General features: G+C 69.6%; 15 protein-coding genes and 1 riboswitch. Of the genes, 9 read left to right on the plus strand and 6 right to left on the minus strand.

Annotation, left to right across the window (positions count from 1 at the left end):
- Positions 1–368: 368 nt before the first annotated feature.
- Positions 369–1391: an LLM class flavin-dependent oxidoreductase gene (locus AB0J64_RS04835; RefSeq protein ID WP_364020701.1), complete on the plus strand. Its 1023-nt coding sequence runs from the start codon at positions 369–371 to the stop codon at positions 1389–1391.
- Positions 1392–1740: 349 nt separating this feature from the next.
- Here AB0J64_RS04835 and cimA read toward each other — a convergent pair whose 3' ends face one another.
- Complete coding sequence (gene cimA / locus AB0J64_RS04840) at positions 1741–3318, minus strand: citramalate synthase (RefSeq protein WP_364020703.1); 1578 nt, start codon at positions 3316–3318, stop codon at positions 1741–1743.
- A gap of 216 nt (positions 3319–3534) precedes the next feature.
- Positions 3535–4179, minus strand: a complete 645-nt coding sequence (locus AB0J64_RS04845) for a thioredoxin domain-containing protein (protein ID WP_364020706.1) — start codon at positions 4177–4179, stop codon at positions 3535–3537.
- Between the two features lie 59 nt (positions 4180–4238).
- Here AB0J64_RS04845 and AB0J64_RS04850 point away from each other — a divergent pair, with 59 nt between their 5' ends.
- The gene (locus AB0J64_RS04850; protein WP_364020709.1) at positions 4239–4883 is read left to right on the plus strand and encodes an O-methyltransferase; all 645 of its coding nucleotides are present in this window, start codon (positions 4239–4241) and stop codon (positions 4881–4883) included.
- 47 nt (positions 4884–4930) lie between these two features.
- Here AB0J64_RS04850 and AB0J64_RS04855 read toward each other — a convergent pair whose 3' ends face one another.
- Positions 4931–6028: a branched-chain amino acid aminotransferase gene (locus AB0J64_RS04855; RefSeq protein WP_364020712.1), complete on the minus strand. Its 1098-nt coding sequence runs from the start codon at positions 6026–6028 to the stop codon at positions 4931–4933.
- A 214-nt stretch (positions 6029–6242) separates the two neighbouring features.
- Positions 6243–7289 (minus strand): 3-isopropylmalate dehydrogenase, encoded by a 1047-nt coding sequence (locus AB0J64_RS04860; RefSeq protein WP_364020715.1) that lies wholly within the window; start codon positions 7287–7289, stop codon positions 6243–6245.
- A 98-nt stretch (positions 7290–7387) separates the two neighbouring features.
- A riboswitch (cyclic di-AMP (ydaO/yuaA leader) is annotated at positions 7388–7531 on the plus strand.
- A 30-nt stretch (positions 7532–7561) separates the two neighbouring features.
- Here AB0J64_RS04860 and AB0J64_RS04865 point away from each other — a divergent pair.
- Positions 7562–8128, plus strand: a complete 567-nt coding sequence (locus AB0J64_RS04865; protein WP_364020718.1) for a C40 family peptidase — start codon at positions 7562–7564, stop codon at positions 8126–8128.
- A gap of 28 nt (positions 8129–8156) precedes the next feature.
- Here the strand turns inward: AB0J64_RS04865 and AB0J64_RS04870 are convergent, their stop codons facing one another.
- Positions 8157–9323 (minus strand): ROK family transcriptional regulator, encoded by a 1167-nt coding sequence (locus tag AB0J64_RS04870; protein WP_364020721.1) that lies wholly within the window; start codon positions 9321–9323, stop codon positions 8157–8159.
- Between the two features lie 98 nt (positions 9324–9421).
- Between AB0J64_RS04870 and AB0J64_RS04875 the strand changes: the two genes are divergently transcribed.
- The 5 genes from AB0J64_RS04875 to AB0J64_RS04895 are packed head-to-tail and all read left to right on the plus strand — an operon-like array spanning position 9422 to position 14073.
- Complete coding sequence (locus AB0J64_RS04875; RefSeq protein ID WP_364020724.1) at positions 9422–10504, plus strand: sugar ABC transporter substrate-binding protein; 1083 nt, start codon at positions 9422–9424, stop codon at positions 10502–10504.
- Positions 10505–11224, plus strand: coding sequence for an ATP-binding cassette domain-containing protein (locus AB0J64_RS04880; protein WP_364020727.1), 720 nt, complete (start codon positions 10505–10507; stop codon positions 11222–11224).
- Positions 11221–12405, plus strand: a complete 1185-nt coding sequence (locus tag AB0J64_RS04885; RefSeq protein WP_364020729.1) for a sugar ABC transporter permease — start codon at positions 11221–11223, stop codon at positions 12403–12405. Before AB0J64_RS04880 ends, AB0J64_RS04885 begins: the two co-directional genes overlap by 4 nt.
- Positions 12402–13253, plus strand: a complete 852-nt coding sequence (locus AB0J64_RS04890) for an ROK family protein (RefSeq protein WP_364020732.1) — start codon at positions 12402–12404, stop codon at positions 13251–13253. Before AB0J64_RS04885 ends, AB0J64_RS04890 begins: the two co-directional genes overlap by 4 nt.
- Before the next feature lie 4 nt (positions 13254–13257).
- The gene (locus AB0J64_RS04895) at positions 13258–14073 is read left to right on the plus strand and encodes a class I SAM-dependent methyltransferase (protein ID WP_364020739.1); all 816 of its coding nucleotides are present in this window, start codon (positions 13258–13260) and stop codon (positions 14071–14073) included.
- 391 nt (positions 14074–14464) lie between these two features.
- Here the strand turns inward: AB0J64_RS04895 and serA are convergent, their stop codons facing one another.
- Positions 14465–16054, minus strand: a complete 1590-nt coding sequence (serA, locus tag AB0J64_RS04900) for a phosphoglycerate dehydrogenase (RefSeq protein WP_364020741.1) — start codon at positions 16052–16054, stop codon at positions 14465–14467.
- A gap of 287 nt (positions 16055–16341) precedes the next feature.
- Here serA and AB0J64_RS04905 point away from each other — a divergent pair, with 287 nt between their 5' ends.
- On the plus strand, positions 16342–17196 hold the full coding sequence (locus AB0J64_RS04905; RefSeq protein WP_364020744.1) for a hypothetical protein: 855 nt from the start codon (positions 16342–16344) through the stop codon (positions 17194–17196).
- The last annotated feature ends 25 nt before the right edge of the window (positions 17197–17221 follow it).

A 17221-nucleotide genomic window follows, 5' to 3' on the forward strand; every position in this document is an offset into this window, starting at 1 on the left:
ACCAGGCAGCCCGGACTCGATCGGCTGCGCATAGTAGGCCGCGACCGCGCGGTCCGGGCAGACGACCAGGACCGTGACGCCGCAGTCCAGCAGCATCCCGGCGGTGCCATGGGGTGGATCGGCCGGGTCGGTCGGGTGGCTTTGACGATGACGATGATGAGTGCGGTGACGCCGCCTACGACGACGGCCAGCACGACAAGGATGACGCAGGAAAGAGCGCCCCGACGGCGACCTCATCGAGCGTGACATCGAAACGTGACGGCCGGCGGTGACCCACGCGTGATCCAGGTCAGGCGTGCCGGCGGAGCGGACGGGAGCGCCCGCGGGCCGTCCGGAATGTCCCTGGCCTGGAGAGGGTTGAAGCACGTGTGAAAAAGATCGGGTTCCTCAGCTTCGGGCACTGGATGTCTTCGCCGTACTCGGAAGTACGCAGCGCGTCCGACAGCCTGCTGCAGGCGATTGAGTTGGCCGTGGCCGCCGAGGAACTCGGTGCCGACGGCGCCTACTTCCGGGTCCACCACTTCGCCCACCAGCTCGGGAGTCCATTCCCGCTGCTGGCGGCCATCGGCGCGAAAACAAGCCGGATCGAGATCGGCACAGGCGTCATCGACATGCGGTACGAGAACCCCCTCTACATGGCCGAGGACGCCGGTGCGGCCGACCTCATCGCAGGCGGACGGCTACAGCTCGGCATCAGCCGCGGGTCACCGGAGCAGGTGATCGACGGCTGGCGCTACTTCGGCTACGAGCCGGCCGAGGGCGAAAGCGATGCGGACATGGCGCGTAGGCACGCGGAAGTCTTCCTCAAAGTGCTCAACGGTGAGGGATTCGCCCAGCCCAACCCGCGGCCGATGTTCCCCAACCCGCCCGGGCTTCTGCGTGTCGAGCCGCATTCGGAAGGACTGCGGGAGCGGATCTGGTGGGGTTCCAGCTCGAACGCGACCGCAAAGTGGGCTGCCGGGCTGGGCATGCACCTGATGAGCTCCACTCTTAAGGACGACGAGAACGGCAAGCCGTTTCATGTGCAGCAGGCCGAGCAGATCGCCGCCTACCGGCAGGCTTGGAAAGAGGCCGGGCACGAGGGCGAGCCGCGGGTTTCGGTGAGCCGATCGATCATGCCGATCGTCACCGACACGGACCGCGCGTACTTCGGTCAGGAAAAGGCGAGTTCTGACCAGATAGGTTTCATCGACGCCACCACCAGGGCCATCTTCGGGCGCACGTACGCCGCCGAGCCCGACGTACTCGTCAAGGAACTGGCCACCGACGAGGCGATCGCGGCGGCTGACACGCTTCTGCTGACGGTTCCCAGCCAGCTCGGCGTGGACTACAACGCCCACCTCCTCGCATCGGTCCTGAACCACGTCGCTCCCGCGCTCGGCTGGCGTTGATCGCCGTATTGCAGGGCCCACCTGCGATTCGCCATTACATTCCAGGTAAGCCCGATGGGTCTCGCAAGGTGGGGGGAGTCGGACGCAGGGGCCTCTAACTGCGACTTCACGCCGGGGCGGAGCCCCTGATGAGACAGCCCGAGCGTCAGCGAGGATCGCTCGGGGCGGGCTCCAGCAGACCCACCCGGTAACCGGGCAACGGGCGGGCGATCGGCGAGCGAAGCGAGCGGAGGTCTTCGGGGGGTCGAAGGGGGCGCGAGCCCCCCTGGGAGGCGCTGCCCGAAGCCCCGTCGTGCGAAGCGCGTCCCATCGCGGAGGACCATGCAGTCCCCGGGAGCGCCGGGAAGCTCTAGGCGGTTTTGTGGCCGGCGCGGAGAAGGCCGTATGTCACCGCTTGCTCGAGCGCCTGCCACGACGCCTCGATGATGTTCTCCGCCACCCCGACCGTCGCCCACTCTGCCCTGTCGTCGCTGGACGTGATGAGGACCCGGGTGATGGCGCCCGTGCCGTGGGTGCCCTCCAGGATGCGGACCTTGTAGTCCACCAGTTCCAGCTTCGCCAGCTCGGGGTAGAGCTTCTCGAGCGCCAGGCGTACCGCCTTGTCGAGGGCGTTCACGGGGCCGTTGCCCTCGCCCGTCGCGACGATGCGCTCGCCCTTGGCGTGGAGCTTGACGGTGGCCTCGCTGACCAGCTCGCCGCCCTTCGTACGCTCCACGATGACGCGCCACGACTCGACCTCGAAGTGGCGGGTGCGCTCCCCGTGTACGGTGTCGCGCAGGAGCAGCTCGAACGAGGCGTCCGCGGCCTCGAAGGTGAAGCCCCGCGACTCCAGGTCCTTGACCCGCGCCACCAGGGTCTTGGTGTTCTCCGGGGTCAGTTCGTAGCCGAGCTCGCGGCCCTTGAGCTCCACCGAGGCGCGGCCGGCCATGTCGGAGACGAGCATGCGCATGTCGTTGCCGACCGCGGCCGGGTCGATGTGCTGGTAGAGGTTGGGGTCGACCTTGATGGCGCTGGCGTGCAGGCCGGCCTTGTGGGCGAAGGCGGAGGTGCCGACGTACGGGGCGTGGGAGTTGGGCGTGACGTTCGTGACCTCGGTGATCGCGTGGGCGACGCGGGTCATGTCGGCCAGGGCGGTCGGAGGCACGAGGTCGAAGCCGCGCTTGAGCTGGAGGTTCGCCACGACGGTGAAGAGGTTGGCGTTGCCGGAGCGCTCGCCGTAGCCGTTGGCGCAGCCCTGGACGTGCGTCGCGCCCGCCTTGACGGCGGCCAGGGTGTTGGCGACCGCGCAGCCGGTGTCGTCGTGGCAGTGGATGCCGACCCTGGCGCTGGTCTGTACGGCCTCGTGGACGATCTCGGCGAGTTCGTCGGGGAGCATGCCGCCGTTCGTGTCGCACAGGGCGATGACGTCGGCCCCGGCCTCGGCGGCGGTCCTGATGACCTCGAGCGCGTACGCCGGGTTGGACCGGTAGCCGTCGAAGAAGTGCTCGGCGTCGAGGAAGACTCGCTGGCCCTCCGCGCGGAGGTGGGAGACCGTGTCGCGGATCATCGCGAGGTTCTCCTGCAGAGTCGTGCGCAGGGCCAGCTCCACGTGCCGGTCGTGACTCTTGGCGACAAGGGTCACGACCGGCGCGCCGGATTCGCGCAACGCGGCCACCAATGGGTCGTCGGCTGCCTTCACACCGGCCCGGCGGGTCGCGCCGAACGCGGCGAGTTGCGCGTGCTTCAGGTCGAGCTCTGTTTGAGCGCGCCTGAAGAACTCTGTGTCCTTGGGGTTGGCGCCCGGCCAGCCCCCTTCGATGAAGCCGACGCCCAGGCCGTCCAGCTGGCGCGCGACGACAAGCTTGTCGGCGACGGTGAGGTTGAGCCCCTCCTGCTGGGCGCCGTCACGCAGCGTCGTGTCGTAGACGTGGAACCGGTCGTCGGCCATCAGTCTCTCTTCTCTCAAAAGTTCTCTGGGAAGGTCCCTGGAAGTTCCTGGAAAACAAAAAGACCCCTCACGGACGTGAGAGGTCTGCGCGCTGGCGGTGTCCCTTTTCAGCCAGCGCGCCTGCCGATAATGAGCAGACCGTAGAACATGGTGCCACCCAGTCTGCCACATGGATTCACCATCTGGCACACCGATCTCACCCTCTGGGACAGTCCACTACACGGTGACGCCGCTGCCACCGGTGATGACGCGCTCCAGCGTCGCCGCGTCGAATGCCTCGTTGCCCAGCACCTGCCCGTTGAGGAGCACCGTCGGCGTGCCCTCCAGCCGTACCTTCGCGGTCTCCTCCAGATGAGCCTGCGCGTACGACTGCGACCTGACGCATTCGTCCACCGAGGCCCCCGCCTGCCTGGCCGCCTTGACCAGGTCCTCGACGGCGAACCCGGACGCCTCGCCGTGCGGCGCCGGCTGCATGGCGTACAGCTCGTCCCTGAAGGCGAGCCAGCTCTCCTCGGGGACGCAGCGGGCGGCAGCGGCGGCGCGGATGGAGTTCGAGCGCATGGGCTCGTCCTTGAAGATCGTCACGGGGTGGAAGACGACCTTGACCTTGCCCTCCATCGCGAGCTTCCTGATGGTCGTGTCTACTCTGGTGTGAAGTTCCTTGCAGATGGGACAGTCGAAGTCCTCGTACAGGTCGAGCACGGGAGCGGTGCTCGACCGGTCGGCCAGGACCATCGAGCCGTCCACCTGCCGGGCCAGCCGCACCTCTTCGGACGACTCGCCCGGCTCCGAGAACGCCAGCACCCCGAGTACGGCGAGGGCCACGCACGCGAGCGCCACCGCCAGCAACCGCTTCATCATCTGCCCACTCTCACGTCATTGATCGCGCAGACCCTACCTGAAACCGGAAGAATGGCCACATGAAGGCATATCTCCTTGACCCCGCCGTCGCCCAGTACGTCTTTGCCCACTCCACCCCGCCCGATCCCCTGCTGGAGGAGCTGGCCAAGGAGACGGCCGAATCCACGGGGGACGCCGCCGGCATGCAGATCTCCCCCGATCAGGGCACCTTCCTCACCATGATCACCCAGCTCGTGGCCCCCCAGGTCGTCGTGGAGGTAGGTACGTTCACCGGCTATTCGTCCGTGTGCATCGCCAGAGGGCTGTCCGGCGGGCGGCTGCACTGCTTCGACGTGAGCGAGGAGTGGACGTCCGTCGCCCGCCGCTACTGGGAGCGAGCGGGGGTGGCCGACCGGGTGACGCTCACGCTGGGGCCCGCGCTGGAGACGCTCGCCGCCTTCGACCAGCCCATCGACCTGGCCTTCATCGACGCCGACAAGGGCAACTATCCCGGCTACTACGAGCTGGTCATGGAGCGCCTGCGGCCCGGCGGGCTGATCCTGGCGGACAACACGCTGCGCAGGGGGCACGTGGCGGACCCGGCGCACGACGAGACGACGACCGTGGAGATCAGGCAGTTCAACGACCTGGTGATCGAGGACCCGCGGGTGACCGTGCTCATGCTGCCCGTCGCGGACGGGATGACGATGATCAGGAAGAACTAGCCGAGAACGTGCGTGGCCGGGCCCCGAGGGGACCCGGCCACCTCACGCTAGGCGACCTTGTGGATCCAGTTGTGGGGGTCGGGGCGGGCGCCGTACTGGATGCCCACGAGGTCCTCACGCACCCGCATCGTCACGGGACCAGGCGTGCCGTCCCCGATCGTCCAGGAGCGGTCCGCGCCCCTCACCGAGCCCACCGGCGTCACGACGGCCGCCGTCCCGCACGCGAACACCTCGGTGAGCTCCCCGGACGCGCACCCCGCCTGCCACTCATCGACCGAGACGAGGCGCTCCTCGGTCTCCAGGCCCAGGTCGCCGGCGAGCTCCAGGATCGAGTCCCTGGTGATGCCGGGCAGCAGGGTGCCGGTCAGCGCGGGGGTGACGAGCTTGTCGCCGAAGACGAAGAACAGGTTCATCCCGCCCATCTCCTCGACGTACTTGTGCTCGTGGGCGTCCAGCCACACCACCTGGTCGCAGCCGTTCTCCACCGCCTGCCGCTGCGCGACGAAGGCCGCCGCGTAGTTCCCACCGCACTTGGCGAAGCCCGTGCCGCCGGGGGCGGCGCGCGTGTACTCGGTGGACAGCCACACCGAGACGGGCTTGATGCCACCCGTGAAGTACGAGGCCGCCGGGGAGGCGATCACCATGTACTTGTACATCTTCGACGGGTAGTTGACGCCCAGCCCCGCCTGGGTGGCGATCATGAAGGGGCGCAGGTAGAGGCTGTGGCCCTCGGTCGTGGGCACCCATTCCTTGTCGGTCTGGACGAGGAGCTCGAGCGACTCGACGAACGTCTCCTCGGGCAGCTCGGGCATGGCCATCCGGAGGGCCGACTGGTTGAAGCGGGCGGCGTTGGCGTACGGGCGGAACGTCACGATCGAGCCGTTGGTCTGGCGGTACGCCTTGAGCCCCTCGAACAGCTCCTGCGCGTAGTGGAAGACCGAGGTGGCCGGGTCGAGCGAGAGCGGGCCGTACGGCATGAGCCTGGCGTCGTGCCAGCCCTGCCCCTCGGTGTAGTCGATCGAGATCATGTGATCTGTGAAGATCTGCCCGAACCCGGGGTTCGCCAGTACCTGCTCTCGCTCGGCCGCGGTGCGAGCGTGGTCGGATAGCTGCACGTCGAAGCTGAGCTTCTGAGCGATGGTCATGACGGAGGTCCTTCTCTCTGCGAAATCTGCCCAAACCTACAGAAAACTGCGGATAGGCGTCGGTGGCCGGCGCTGCCCGCGGGCAGCCCCGTACTTCTTATTGTCTCGCTATATGGGATGGCAAGCGGCCAATGGGGTGGTTAGGCCGTTTGGACGCGAAAAAGCGCCCGGCGGTCCTCCGCGGACCACCAGGCGCTCTCGGGGCTAGGCGGTCCTAGCCGGATACTCGCGCGGTGATGTCGTCACCGATCTCGTGCGTGGTACGGCCGGCCCAGCCGGCCAGCCGCTCGACGATGTCCTCGGCCACCGCCTGCTCGACCTTGGCCGCCTCGGCGTGCCGGCCGAGGTGGTCGAGGAGCATGGCGACGGACAGGATGGTCGCGGTCGGGTCGGCCTTGCCCTGGCCGGCGATGTCGGGCGCGCTGCCGTGCACCGGCTCGAACATGCTGGGCGCGGTCCGCTCGGGGTTGATGTTGCCGCTGGCGGCCAGGCCGATGCCGCCGGCGATGGCCGCGCCGAGGTCGGTGATGATGTCACCGAACAGGTTGTCGGTGACGATCACGTCGAACCGCTCGGGCTGGCTCACGAAGAACATCGAGGCCGCGTCGATGTGGCAGTAGTCGGTCGTGACCTCGGGGAACTCCTCCGCCACGCGGTTGACCGTGCGCTGCCACAGGTCGCCGGCGTAGGTGAGCACGTTGGTCTTGTGGACGAGCGTCAGCTTCTTGCGGGGGCGCGACTTGGCCTTCTCGAACGCGTACCGCACGACGCGCTCGACGCCGTAGGCGGTGTTGAGCGACTCCTGCGTGGCGATCTCGTACGGTGTGCCGCGCCGCATGGCGCCGCCGGTGCCCGCGTAGAGGCCCTCGGTGCCCTCGCGGACGACGATCATGTCGATGTCCTCGGCAGGCGTGTCGGCCAGCGGGGTCTCCACGCCGGGGAACAGCTTGACCGGGCGCAGGTTGACGTAGTGGTCGAACTCGAAGCGCAGCTTGAGCAGCAGGTCGCGCTCGAGGATGCCCGGCGGGACGCTGGGGTCGCCCACGGCGCCGAGGAGGATCGCGTCGTAGCCGCGCAGCTCCTCCAGCACCGCGTCGGGCAGGGTCTCGCCGGTGCGGTGGTAGCGTGCGGCTCCCAGGTCGTAGTGCGTGGGCTCGATCTTCGTGCCCACTGCCTCCAGGACCTTGAGGCCCTCGGCCACGACCTCGGTGCCGATGCCATCGCCGGGGATGACTGCCAGACGGATGTTACGCGACTCCATGGGCCGTACCTTACCGCGTCGTCTCGACTGACGAACACTCCATCTCATTTCTCGGACGTCCGTTTTGTGCGTATTGCGGTTCTTTGACCGTTTCGTTAGAGTCCGTCGGGCCTAATCCACGCAGCGGTTGCGTGGAGCCGGGGACCCACCTCCCCCCTGGGGCGAATCGGCACCCACCGCCGTAGGGCTACTTCCAGGCCCGAGCCCGTCAGCTAACCCGGCCGGCCGCATGGAAGGACAGACCCCTGTCTCGCATTGCCATTGCCCTGGCGGTGGGCGCCGCCGGACTCCTCCTGGCCACCCCTGCCCAGGCTTCCCCCAAGGAAGACCCCACCACTCTGACCGACCCCACCACACTGACCGGCGCCGAGATCAAACGCATCCGGGAACAGCAGGCGCCGAAACCCGCCTGGAAGATCGCTGTCGACTTCGCCATGAGCAAGCGCGGCACACCGTACGTGTGGGGCGGCGCCAGCCCGAGCGGGTACGACTGCTCCGGGCTCATGCTCCGGGCGTACGAGCACGGGGGGATCGAGCTCCCCCGCACCGCCGCCGAACAGTACGGCGCGTTCGCCAAGAAGATCGCCTGGAAGGACCTCAAGCCCGGCGATCTCGTCTTCTTCCACGGCCTCGGGCACGTCGGGATGATCTCCCGGCCCGGCTACATGGTCCACTCGCCGCACACGGGTGACGTGGTCAAGGAAGAGCGCCTGAGCGACTGGCGCAGGGAATCCTTCGTGGGCGCCGTCCGTCCCGACCCCAAGGGCGTACGCCTGTGGGCCAGGCTCAAGGAGCAGCGCAGCGCCCCGGCGCCCGCCACGTTCAAGGCGACTCTGTAGGAAGCGCCCGCCTGCCCTGAGCCGTGCCTCAGGGCAGGCGGGCGTCGAAGATGAGGTCCCAGGCGCGGGTCCTGGCGTGGGCGACCGCGCCCAGCAGGACGCCGCTGTCGCCCAGCGTGCTGGCCACCACCGCCGGCCGCAGCGGGCCGAGCTCGGCGATCCGGGTCTCGATGGCCGCGCCCAGGAGGTCGAGGTTGCGGCCCACGCCGCCGCTGAGCACGATCACCTCCGGGTCCAGCACCGCCGCGACCGCCACCAGCAGCCCGCCGATGCGGCGGCCCTCGGCCTCCACCACCGAGCGGGCCACGGCGTCGCCGGAGGCCGCCGCGGCGAAGACCTCCTTGGCCGTGTCCAGGGTCAGGCCGGCGGCGCGGGCCGCGCGGACGACGCCGGGGGCCGCGGTCACCGCCTCGGTGGCGCCGTGGGCCAGGGCGTCGTCCGGCGGGAGCGCGGGCTCCTCTGCGGCGGGCACGTAGGAGACCTCGCCGGCCGCCCCGCGCGCGCCGACGTACAGTTCGCCGTTGATCACGATGCCCATGCCGACACCGGTCCCGATGGACACGAGCGCGAAGTTGGACTTCCCGCGCCCCTCCCCGTGCACGTGCTCGCCGACGGCGGCCAGGTTGATGTCGTTCTCGATGACGAGGTCCACCTCGAGCGTGGCGCGCAGGCGTTCGGCCAGGTCGGGGCCGGGCAGGTTGGGGGCGAACTCCAGGCGGCCGAGCGCGGGGTCGTACACGCCGGGCGATCCGACGACGGCGCAGGCGATGGACGGCCAGTCGAGCTCGGCCTCCCGTGCCGCCGCCCGGCACAGCTCGCCGACCAGGAGGGCGAGTTCGGCGGAGGTGCGCGCGGTGTTGCGCCCGTCCGTCCGGCCGGCGAACGTGCCGCGGAGGTCCGCGACGGCGACCCTGATCCAGTCGCGGCCGATGTCGATGCCGGCGACGTGGGTGGCGGCGGCGTTCACGTCGTACAGGGACGTGACGGGCCCGGGACGGCCGGAGAGCTCCCCGACGAGGTGCACGAGCCCGTCCTCCTCCAGCCCGGCCAGGGCCGCGGAGACCGTGGGCTTCGACAGGCCGGTGATCTTGGCTAGGTCGGTACGGGAGGCGGGGCCGTGCTCCTGGAGGTGGTCGAGCAGGCGGCGCTCGTTCAGCACCCGAAGCAGGCGCGGATTGCCCAGGTCACCCCGCATCGTCGAACCTCCTCGAAAGAAATCTAGCCAACGAGGCTGATAGTAAATTACCTTTCTTACCAAGCACAGGGGCGGCACATTCGGAAGGACGAAGTGCGATGCACCGAGCATGGCGATCAATCCCTGTCGCGGCGGTCTTACTGACCGCCGCCTGCGGGAACACCACAGGCACCACCCCCACGACCACGCAGAGCCAGGGCGGCAAGACGATCGCGCTGTTCCTGCCCGAGTCCAAGACCACCCGGTACGAGGCGTTCGACCGTCCGCTCTTCGAGGCGAAGGTCAAGTCGCTCTGCCCCGACTGCAAGATCCTCTACAGCAACGCCGAGCAGGACGCGCCCAAGCAGCAGCAGCAGGTCGAGGCCGCGCTCACCCAGCAGGCCGACGTGCTGGTCCTCGACGCCGTGGACGCCAACGCGGTGGCCCCGCTGGTGAACCAGGCCAAGCAGAAGAAGGTCCCGGTCATCGCCTACGACCGGCTCATCTCGGGCATCGACTACGCGTACTACGTCTCGTTCAACAACGTGCGGGTCGGCGAGATGCAGGGCCAGGCGCTGCTGGACGCCATGAACGCCAGGGGGACGACGGCGAAGGGCGAGATCGTGATGATCCACGGCTCGCCGACCGACCCCAGCTCCGCCGACTACAAGAAGGGCGCCAAGAGCGTGCTGGACGGGAAGGTGAAGGTCGGCAGGGAGTTCGACACGCCGGACTGGAGCCCCGACAAGGCGCAGCAGCAGATGGAGCAGGCGATCACGGCGCTCGGCAAGGACAACATCACGGGCGTCCTGTCCGCGAACGACGGCATGGCGGGCGGCGCGATCGCGGCCATGAAGCGCGCGGGCTACAAGCAGCTCCCGCCGATCACCGGGCAGGACGCCGAGCTGGCCGCCGTGCAGCGCATCCTCACGGGCGAGCAGTACATGACCATATATCTGGACATCAGGGCCGAGGCGGAGAAGTCCGCCGAGCTGGCCGTCGCCATCGCCAAGGGCGAGCAGCCCACCGCCCCCGCCAAGGTCAACAACGGCGCCGCCGACATCCCCGCCTTCCTCCTCGACCCCATCCCCATCACCGCCGACAAGATCAAGGACACGATCGTGAAGGACGGTTTCTACACGCCCGCCCAGATCTGCACGGCCGAGGTCAAGGCCGCGTGCGCGAAGCAGGGCATCCAGTAGATGCTCTCGGCGACAGGCATCTCCAAGAGGTACGGGGCGGTCCAGGCGCTCGACGGGGCCCGCCTGGACCTGCATCCCGGCGAGGTCGTGGCCCTCATGGGCGACAACGGCGCCGGCAAGTCCACCCTGGTCAAGGCCATCTCGGGGGTCGTGACCCCCGACGAGGGCACGATCACCGTGGACGGCTCGCCGGTCAGGATCGCCAACCCGCACGACGCGCAGTCCCTCGGCGTCTCGACCGTCTACCAGGACCTCGCGCTCTGCGAGAACCTCGACGTCGTGGCCAACCTGTTCCTGGGCACCGAGCGCCGCCGCTGGTCGCTGCTGCGCCACCTCGCCATGGAACGCGCGACCCGCGAGCTCCTCGCCCAGCTCGACGTGCGCATCAAGGACATCAGGGTGCCGGTCGCGATGCTGTCAGGCGGTCAGCGCCAGTCGGTGGCCATCGCCAGGGCGCTGATCGGCGAGCCCCGGCTGGTCATACTCGACGAGCCCACGGCCGCGCTGGGCGTGGAGCAGACGGCGCAGGTGCTGGCGCTGATCGGGCGGCTGCGCGAGCGCGGGCTCGCGGTGCTGGTCATCTCGCACAACCTGGCCGACGTGCGCGCGGCGAGCGACCGCGTGGTGGTGCTGCGGCTCGGCCGCAACGCCGGTGAGTTCCGTACGGCCACCGCCTCACAGGAGGAGATCGTGGCCGCGATCACGGGGGCGGGAGAATGACCGACACGCTGGTACGCAGGCCGTACACGCCGAAGGTCGCGGTCGAGCGGCTGCGCCAAGGGGACGTGGGCGCGTGGCCGGTGGTCGCCGGGCTGGTGGCGATCGCGATCGTGTTCAGCACGCTCAACGACCGGTTCCTCTCCCCCGAGAACCTCACCAACCTCGTCCTCCAGATGGCCGCCACCGGCACGATCGCGCTCGGCATCATCATGGTGCTGCTGCTCGGCGAGATCGACCTGTCGGCGGGCTCGGTCAGCGGCCTGTGCGCCACGATCATGACGATCGCCCACGTCAAGCAGGGCTGGAACCCGCTGCTCGCCATCGTGCTCGCGCTCGCCGTCGGGGCGGCGATCGGGCTCCTGCACGGGGTGATGCTGACCAAGCTGCGCATGCCGTCGTTCGTGGTGACCCTGGCCGGTCTGATGGGCTGGCTCGGCCTGCTGCTCTACCTGCTGCGGCAGGGCGGGACGATCAACCTGCCGTTCACCGGGTTCATCTCCAAGCTGAGCGACACGTGGCTGCCCGGCTGGCTGGCGTGGGCGGTCGCGGCGGGGCTGGTGGCCGTGTCGGCGGGCGCCTCGCTCGTCGCCAGGAGGCTGCGGCTGGCGGCCGGGCTGCCGGTGACGCCGCTGTGGTGGCTGCTCGCGAAGGCGGGCGGTCTGGCGGTGCTGCTCGCCGCGGCGGTGCTCGTCATGTCGGCGGACCGCGGCGTGCCGCTCCTGCTGATCATCTTCGGCGCGCTCGTGGTGCTGCTGGACCTCATGCTCAGGCACACCGCGTTCGGGCGGCACGTGTACGCCGTCGGCGGCAACGCCGAGGCCGCCAGGCGCGCCGGCATCAACGTCACGAGGATCAGGATCCTGGCCTTCATGCTGGCCTCGACGCTGGCGGCGGCCGGCGGCGTCCTCGCCGCCAGCCGCCTGTCCGCCGTCAACCAGGGCTCGGGAGGCAGCGACATCCTCCTCATGGCGATCGCCACCGCGGTCATCGGCGGCACCTCACTGTTCGGCGGGCGCGGGCGGGCGTATGACGCGCTGCTCGGCGTCCTCGTCATCCAGGCCATCACCAACGGCATGTACCTGCTCAGCGTGGACTCCTCGGTGCGCTTCATGGTGACGGCCGGGGTGCTGGCGCTGGCCGTGGCGATCGACTCGCTCGCCCGCAGGGGCGCCGCCCGGTGAGCCGGGTCCTGGGCATCGACGTGGGCGGGACGAAGGTCGCCATCGGGGTGTCCGGCTCCGACGGCCCGGAACTCTCCGCCCACGTGCGCCTGGACACCGGCCCCGACACGCTCGCGCGGGCGCTCGCGGCGGCCCGCGCCCTTGAGGGTTCGCCGGCCGCGGTGGGCTTCTCGACGTGCGGGGTGATCCGCGATGGCGTCGTACGGCTCGCCCCGAACGTCCCCGGCTGGGAGGGGCTCGAGCTGCCGAGGCTGCTCAGGGAGGAGTACGGCGACATCCCGGTCGCCATCGACAACGACGTCAACGCGGCGGCCGCGGCCGAGCTGCGCTGGGGCGCTCTTCGCGGGGTCTCCACGGGCGTCTATGTGAACCTCGGCACCGGCCTGGCGGCGGCCCTGGTGGTGGACGGGCAGGTGGTGCCGGGTGCCCACGGCGCGGCAGGCGAGATCGGTTACCTGCAGGTGGCGCCGGGCGAGCCCGCCTTCGCCGACGGCCGGGCACCTCTGGAGGAGCGCGTCTCCGGCGGCGCGCTGGCCGCCCGCGGCGCCGCCCTCCTGGGCCGCCCTACCACGGCGGCGGAGCTCCTGACCGAGGTGAGCGCGCGGGAACTGGTGGAGGAGACACTGCGGACCCTCGCCATGAGCGTGGCGAACCTGTGCGTGGTGCTCGACCCCGAGTGCCTGGTCGTGGGCGGCGGCATGATGGGCGCGGCGGACCTGATCATGCCGAGGCTGGCGGCCGAGCTCGCCCGGGCGGTGCCGTTCCCGCCGCAGCCGCGCCCGGCCAGGTTCGCGGACGACGCCCCCTTGCTGGGCGCGCTTGCGCTGGCCCGCGCGGCGTTAGCGTAGAGGTATGGCGCCAGAGAAGGTGCGACTCACCGAGGAGAAGGCCACCCTCCTCGCCACCCTGTACGGCCGGGCGCTCGACGCGAGATCCAGGCGCCCGATACTCGGCGACGACCTGGCCGTCGAGGCGGTCAAGAAGATCGACTTCGATTTCCGCAAGACCGGCATGAGCCCCGCCCTGGGCGCGGCCGTCGCGCTCAGGGACCGCTTCATCGACCGGTGGGCGGCCGAGTACCTCGCCACGCACCCGGATGCCACCGTGCTCCACCTGGGCTGCGGCCTCGACACCCGCTTCCACCGGCTGGCGCCGCCGCCCACCGTCCGCTGGTACGACGTCGACTATCCCGACGTCATCGAGCTGCGCGGCCGGCTGTTCCCCGAGCGGCCGGGCCACCGCATGATCGCCTCGTCGGTCACCGACCTGACGTGGCTGGAGCAGGTACCGGACGACGTCCCCGCGCTGGTCGTCGCCGAGGGCCTGCTCTACTACCTCGACCCGGACGACGGCCGGGCACTGTTGCGGGCGATCGTGGACCGCTTCCCCGGCGGGCAGTTCGTCTTCGACGCCGTGAACTGGCTCGGGATACGCCTGCAGAAGCTCAACAGGCCCGTACGGAAGGCCGGGGCCACGCTCCGCTGGGGCATCGACGGCCCTGGCGAGCTGGTGGCGATCCATCCGAGGCTGCGCTGCGTCAGCGCGGTGAGCGCGTTCGACATGGGCGGGTTCGACCGCCTGTCGGCGCCGCACCGGATCTCGACCTGGATCGCCGGGGCGCTGCCGGGGGTGAAGCGGTCGGCGATGTTCTACCGGCTCGAGTTCTGAGGCGCCCCGCCGTTGTCGCGGCGGTCCAGCGCGGTCTGCACGGCCTCCGCGGCCTCGTCCTCGTGCTCTTCCGAACGGTTCCAGGCATACATGTCGTACATGTGACTCATCTCATTTCGCGAGCGTTCCAGAGGGGGACGTCGAACCCCCGTCTCACGTACCGGACGGATGGGACTTACTGGTCGACGCACCGCCACTCGCCGCGGCGAGTCGTCGACCTGCCCTAACAGGCCCCGCCGCGGCAGGTAATAAGTACGAGCACCTGGCGCATTACCTGAAACAGTACCTCAGCAATCTCGTTGGATGTCCTAGCATCTCGCATGCTGAGACGCCAAAGGGGCCGTCACCTGGACGATCCAGGTGACGGCCCCAGGGCCGGAAATAGCGGCGGTCAGTCCTCCAGGTCCACCGAGCGGCCGCTGTCAGCGCCGATCTCGTTGACGATCTGGTCGATCACGTCGGCCGGGATCGCGGAGTCCACGGTGAGCGCGATGAGCGCCTTGCCGCCCTTGGTGGAGCGGGCCACCTGCATCGAGGCGATGTTGACGCCGTGCTCACCGAGCAGGCGGCCGACCACGCCGACGATGCCGGGGCGGTCGGTGTAGGTGTAGAACGCCAGGTGGGCCGTCGGCTCGATCTCCATCTCGTAGCCGTTGACCTCGACGATCTTCGTGATCTGGCGCGGGCCGGAGAGCGTGCCGGACACCGAGACCTGACGGCCGTCGGCCAGCAGGCCGCGCACGGTCACGACGTTGCGCCAGTCGGGGCTCTCCGAGCTGGTCACCAGCTCCACGGTGAGGCCGCGGTCCTTGGCCAGCAGCGGCGCGTTGACGTACGTGACCTGCTCCTCGATCACGTCGGTGAACACGCCCTTGAGCGCGGCCAGCTCGATCACCCGCACGTCCTCGGAGGCGATCTCGCCGCGCACCTCGACGTCGAGCTTGGTGGCGACCTCGCCGGCCAGCGCGGTGAACACGCGGCCGAGCTTCTCGGCCAGCGGCAGGCCCGGCTTGACGTCCTCGGCCACCACGCCGCCCTGGACGTTGACCGCGTCGGGCACGAACTCGCCCGCGAGCGCCAGCTTCACGCTCCGCGCGACCTGGGTGCCGGCCTTCTCCTGGGCCTCGTGCGTGGAGGCGCCGAGGTGCGGCGTGACGACGACCTGGTCGAGCTCGAACAGCGGGCTGTCGGTGCACGGCTCCTTGGCGAACACGTCGAGACCGGCGCCCGCGACGCGGCCCTCCTTGATCGCGGAGTAGAGCGCGCTCTCGTCCACGATGCCGCCGCGGGCGACGTTGATGATGCGCACGGACGGCTTGACCTGGTGCAGCTCCCTGTCACCGATGAGACCGAGGGTCTCCTTGGACTTGGGGAGGTGGACGGTGATGAAGTCGGCCTGCTTGAGCACCTCTTCCAGGCTGAGGAGCTTGACGCCCATCTGCGCGGCGCGGGCCGGCGGCAGGTACGGGTCGTAAGCGATCAGCTCGACGCCGAACGGCTGGAGCCGCTGGGCCACCAGCTGGCCGATCTTGCCCAGGCCCAGGATGCCGATGACCTTCTCGTCGAGCTCGACACCGGTGTACTTGGAGCGCTTCCACTCCCCGTTCTTCAGCGCGGCGTGGGCCTGGGCCGTGTTGCGCGCGCTGGCCAGGATGAGGGCGACGGTCTGCTCGGCGGCGCTGGTGATGTTGGAGGTCGGCGCGTTGACGACCATGACACCGGCCTTGGTGGCGGCTTCGACGTCGACGTTGTCGAGACCGACACCGGCGCGGGCGACCACGCGCAGCTTGGGCGCGGCGGCGATGGCCTCGGCGTCGACCTGCGTGGCGGAGCGGACGATCAGGGCGTCCACGTCGGCGAGGGCGGGCAGCAGCTGGGAACGGTCGGCGCCGTCGGTGTGGCGGACCTCGAAATCAGCCCCGAGTACGGCGAGGCCTGCCTCGGACAGCTCTTCTGCGACCAGAACGACGGGCTTGTTCACTGGTGTGGATCCTTAACGGCACGGCGGGCTTCGGGGGACACGTCCACGATCCCCCGGCGGTCCTACAGAGTGTATCCACCGCTTGTGAACGTGTTCACGAGGCACCCACGATGTGAGACGGCTCCGGTCTAGGTGCACAGTCCGCTACCTGCGGCGGTCCGCTGGACGCGGCCCGTCGTACCCGTCAGGCGACAAACTCATCCACTCCGCGTACATCTTTGTCTTGATCGGGAGATTTATTCGCCATTAGCCTGATAAGCCGTGGCCGAGTACCTAGGGTTCGTCTTATGAGCATCGGGAATCCTGCGCTTGCCGACGTGCTCGCACAGCATGGCACCCCGCATCGCCTGCTGAGCGCTCTCGCCGACGGTGGAGTCCTGGTGGCAGTGCGACCAGATCGCTCAGTCGTCCTCGGGACGACGCAAGCCGGTGACCGGGTGTTGCTCGGTTACACCGGAGCTGCCACCTATGCCAGGCACCGCGGAAGTCATTCCCTATCGGCGTGCGACGCCGACACCATCCTGGACATCCAGCGTGTCACCGGAGTGCGGGAGATCGTCATCGACGCGGCCGGACCAGCCGCCGCGGCCGTGCCCATCGACGACCTCCAGCGCTTCCTCACCTCGACGCGTACCGGGCCGACGCCCGTCCTGTCAGGGGCGGCGCCGGCGGCGTACGCGACGGGGGCGATGGCGACCGTGTCACGCGGTGCCGCGCTGGCCCAGGTGGCGCCCCCGAGTCCGCATGCGCCCACGCTGCCGTGGGTGCCCGCGCCCCGGCCGCACCTGTCGGGGCCCATGCAGCAGGTGGACCCCGGCTACCGGCGGTGCACCCATCCGATCCTGCCCGCGCTACGGCAGGCCATCGGACAGTTGCTCATGGACTTCCCGCTCGTGCACCACGTGTGGATCTCCGAGGCGCGTACGGCGTCCGGGGCTCCAGGGATCATGCTGCACGTGAAGGTGCACATGTCGGCGGCCGAGGACGTCGTACGCGACCTGCACCGCCTGGTCCGCGCCCGCCTGCCGCAGTTCGCGGCCTCCGGGGCGCCGATCCTCATGGCCAGGGTGGCGGACGCGCGCAGCGAGCGCCGGATGATCGAGATCGGCGCGCACGTGGTGTGCGCGAGCGTCACCGACTGACGCCCAGCACGGCGAACGGGGCCCG

Source organism: Nonomuraea sp. NPDC049695, from assembly GCF_040674955.1.
Taxonomy (GTDB): Bacteria; Actinomycetota; Actinomycetes; order Streptosporangiales; family Streptosporangiaceae; genus Nonomuraea; species Nonomuraea helvata.

What these genes read in the sequence shown, in the direction of transcription:
- cimA (WP_364020703.1), bottom strand. Translation starts at nt 3,318, where the DNA reads ATGGCCGACGACCGGTTCCACGTCTACGACACGACGCTGCGTGACGGC.
- AB0J64_RS04845 (WP_364020706.1), bottom strand. Translation starts at nt 4,179, where the DNA reads ATGATGAAGCGGTTGCTGGCGGTGGCGCTCGCGTGCGTGGCCCTCGCC.
- AB0J64_RS04850 (WP_364020709.1), top strand. Translation starts at nt 4,239, where the DNA reads ATGAAGGCATATCTCCTTGACCCCGCCGTCGCCCAGTACGTCTTTGCC.
- AB0J64_RS04855 (WP_364020712.1), bottom strand. Translation starts at nt 6,028, where the DNA reads ATGACCATCGCTCAGAAGCTCAGCTTCGACGTGCAGCTATCCGACCAC.
- AB0J64_RS04860 (WP_364020715.1), bottom strand. Translation starts at nt 7,289, where the DNA reads ATGGAGTCGCGTAACATCCGTCTGGCAGTCATCCCCGGCGATGGCATC.
- AB0J64_RS04870 (WP_364020721.1), bottom strand. Translation starts at nt 9,323, where the DNA reads ATGCGGGGTGACCTGGGCAATCCGCGCCTGCTTCGGGTGCTGAACGAG.
- AB0J64_RS04875 (WP_364020724.1), top strand. Translation starts at nt 9,422, where the DNA reads ATGCACCGAGCATGGCGATCAATCCCTGTCGCGGCGGTCTTACTGACC.
- AB0J64_RS04880 (WP_364020727.1), top strand. Translation starts at nt 10,505, where the DNA reads ATGCTCTCGGCGACAGGCATCTCCAAGAGGTACGGGGCGGTCCAGGCG.
- AB0J64_RS04885 (WP_364020729.1), top strand. Translation starts at nt 11,221, where the DNA reads ATGACCGACACGCTGGTACGCAGGCCGTACACGCCGAAGGTCGCGGTC.
- AB0J64_RS04895 (WP_364020739.1), top strand. Translation starts at nt 13,258, where the DNA reads ATGGCGCCAGAGAAGGTGCGACTCACCGAGGAGAAGGCCACCCTCCTC.
- AB0J64_RS04905 (WP_364020744.1), top strand. Translation starts at nt 16,342, where the DNA reads ATGAGCATCGGGAATCCTGCGCTTGCCGACGTGCTCGCACAGCATGGC.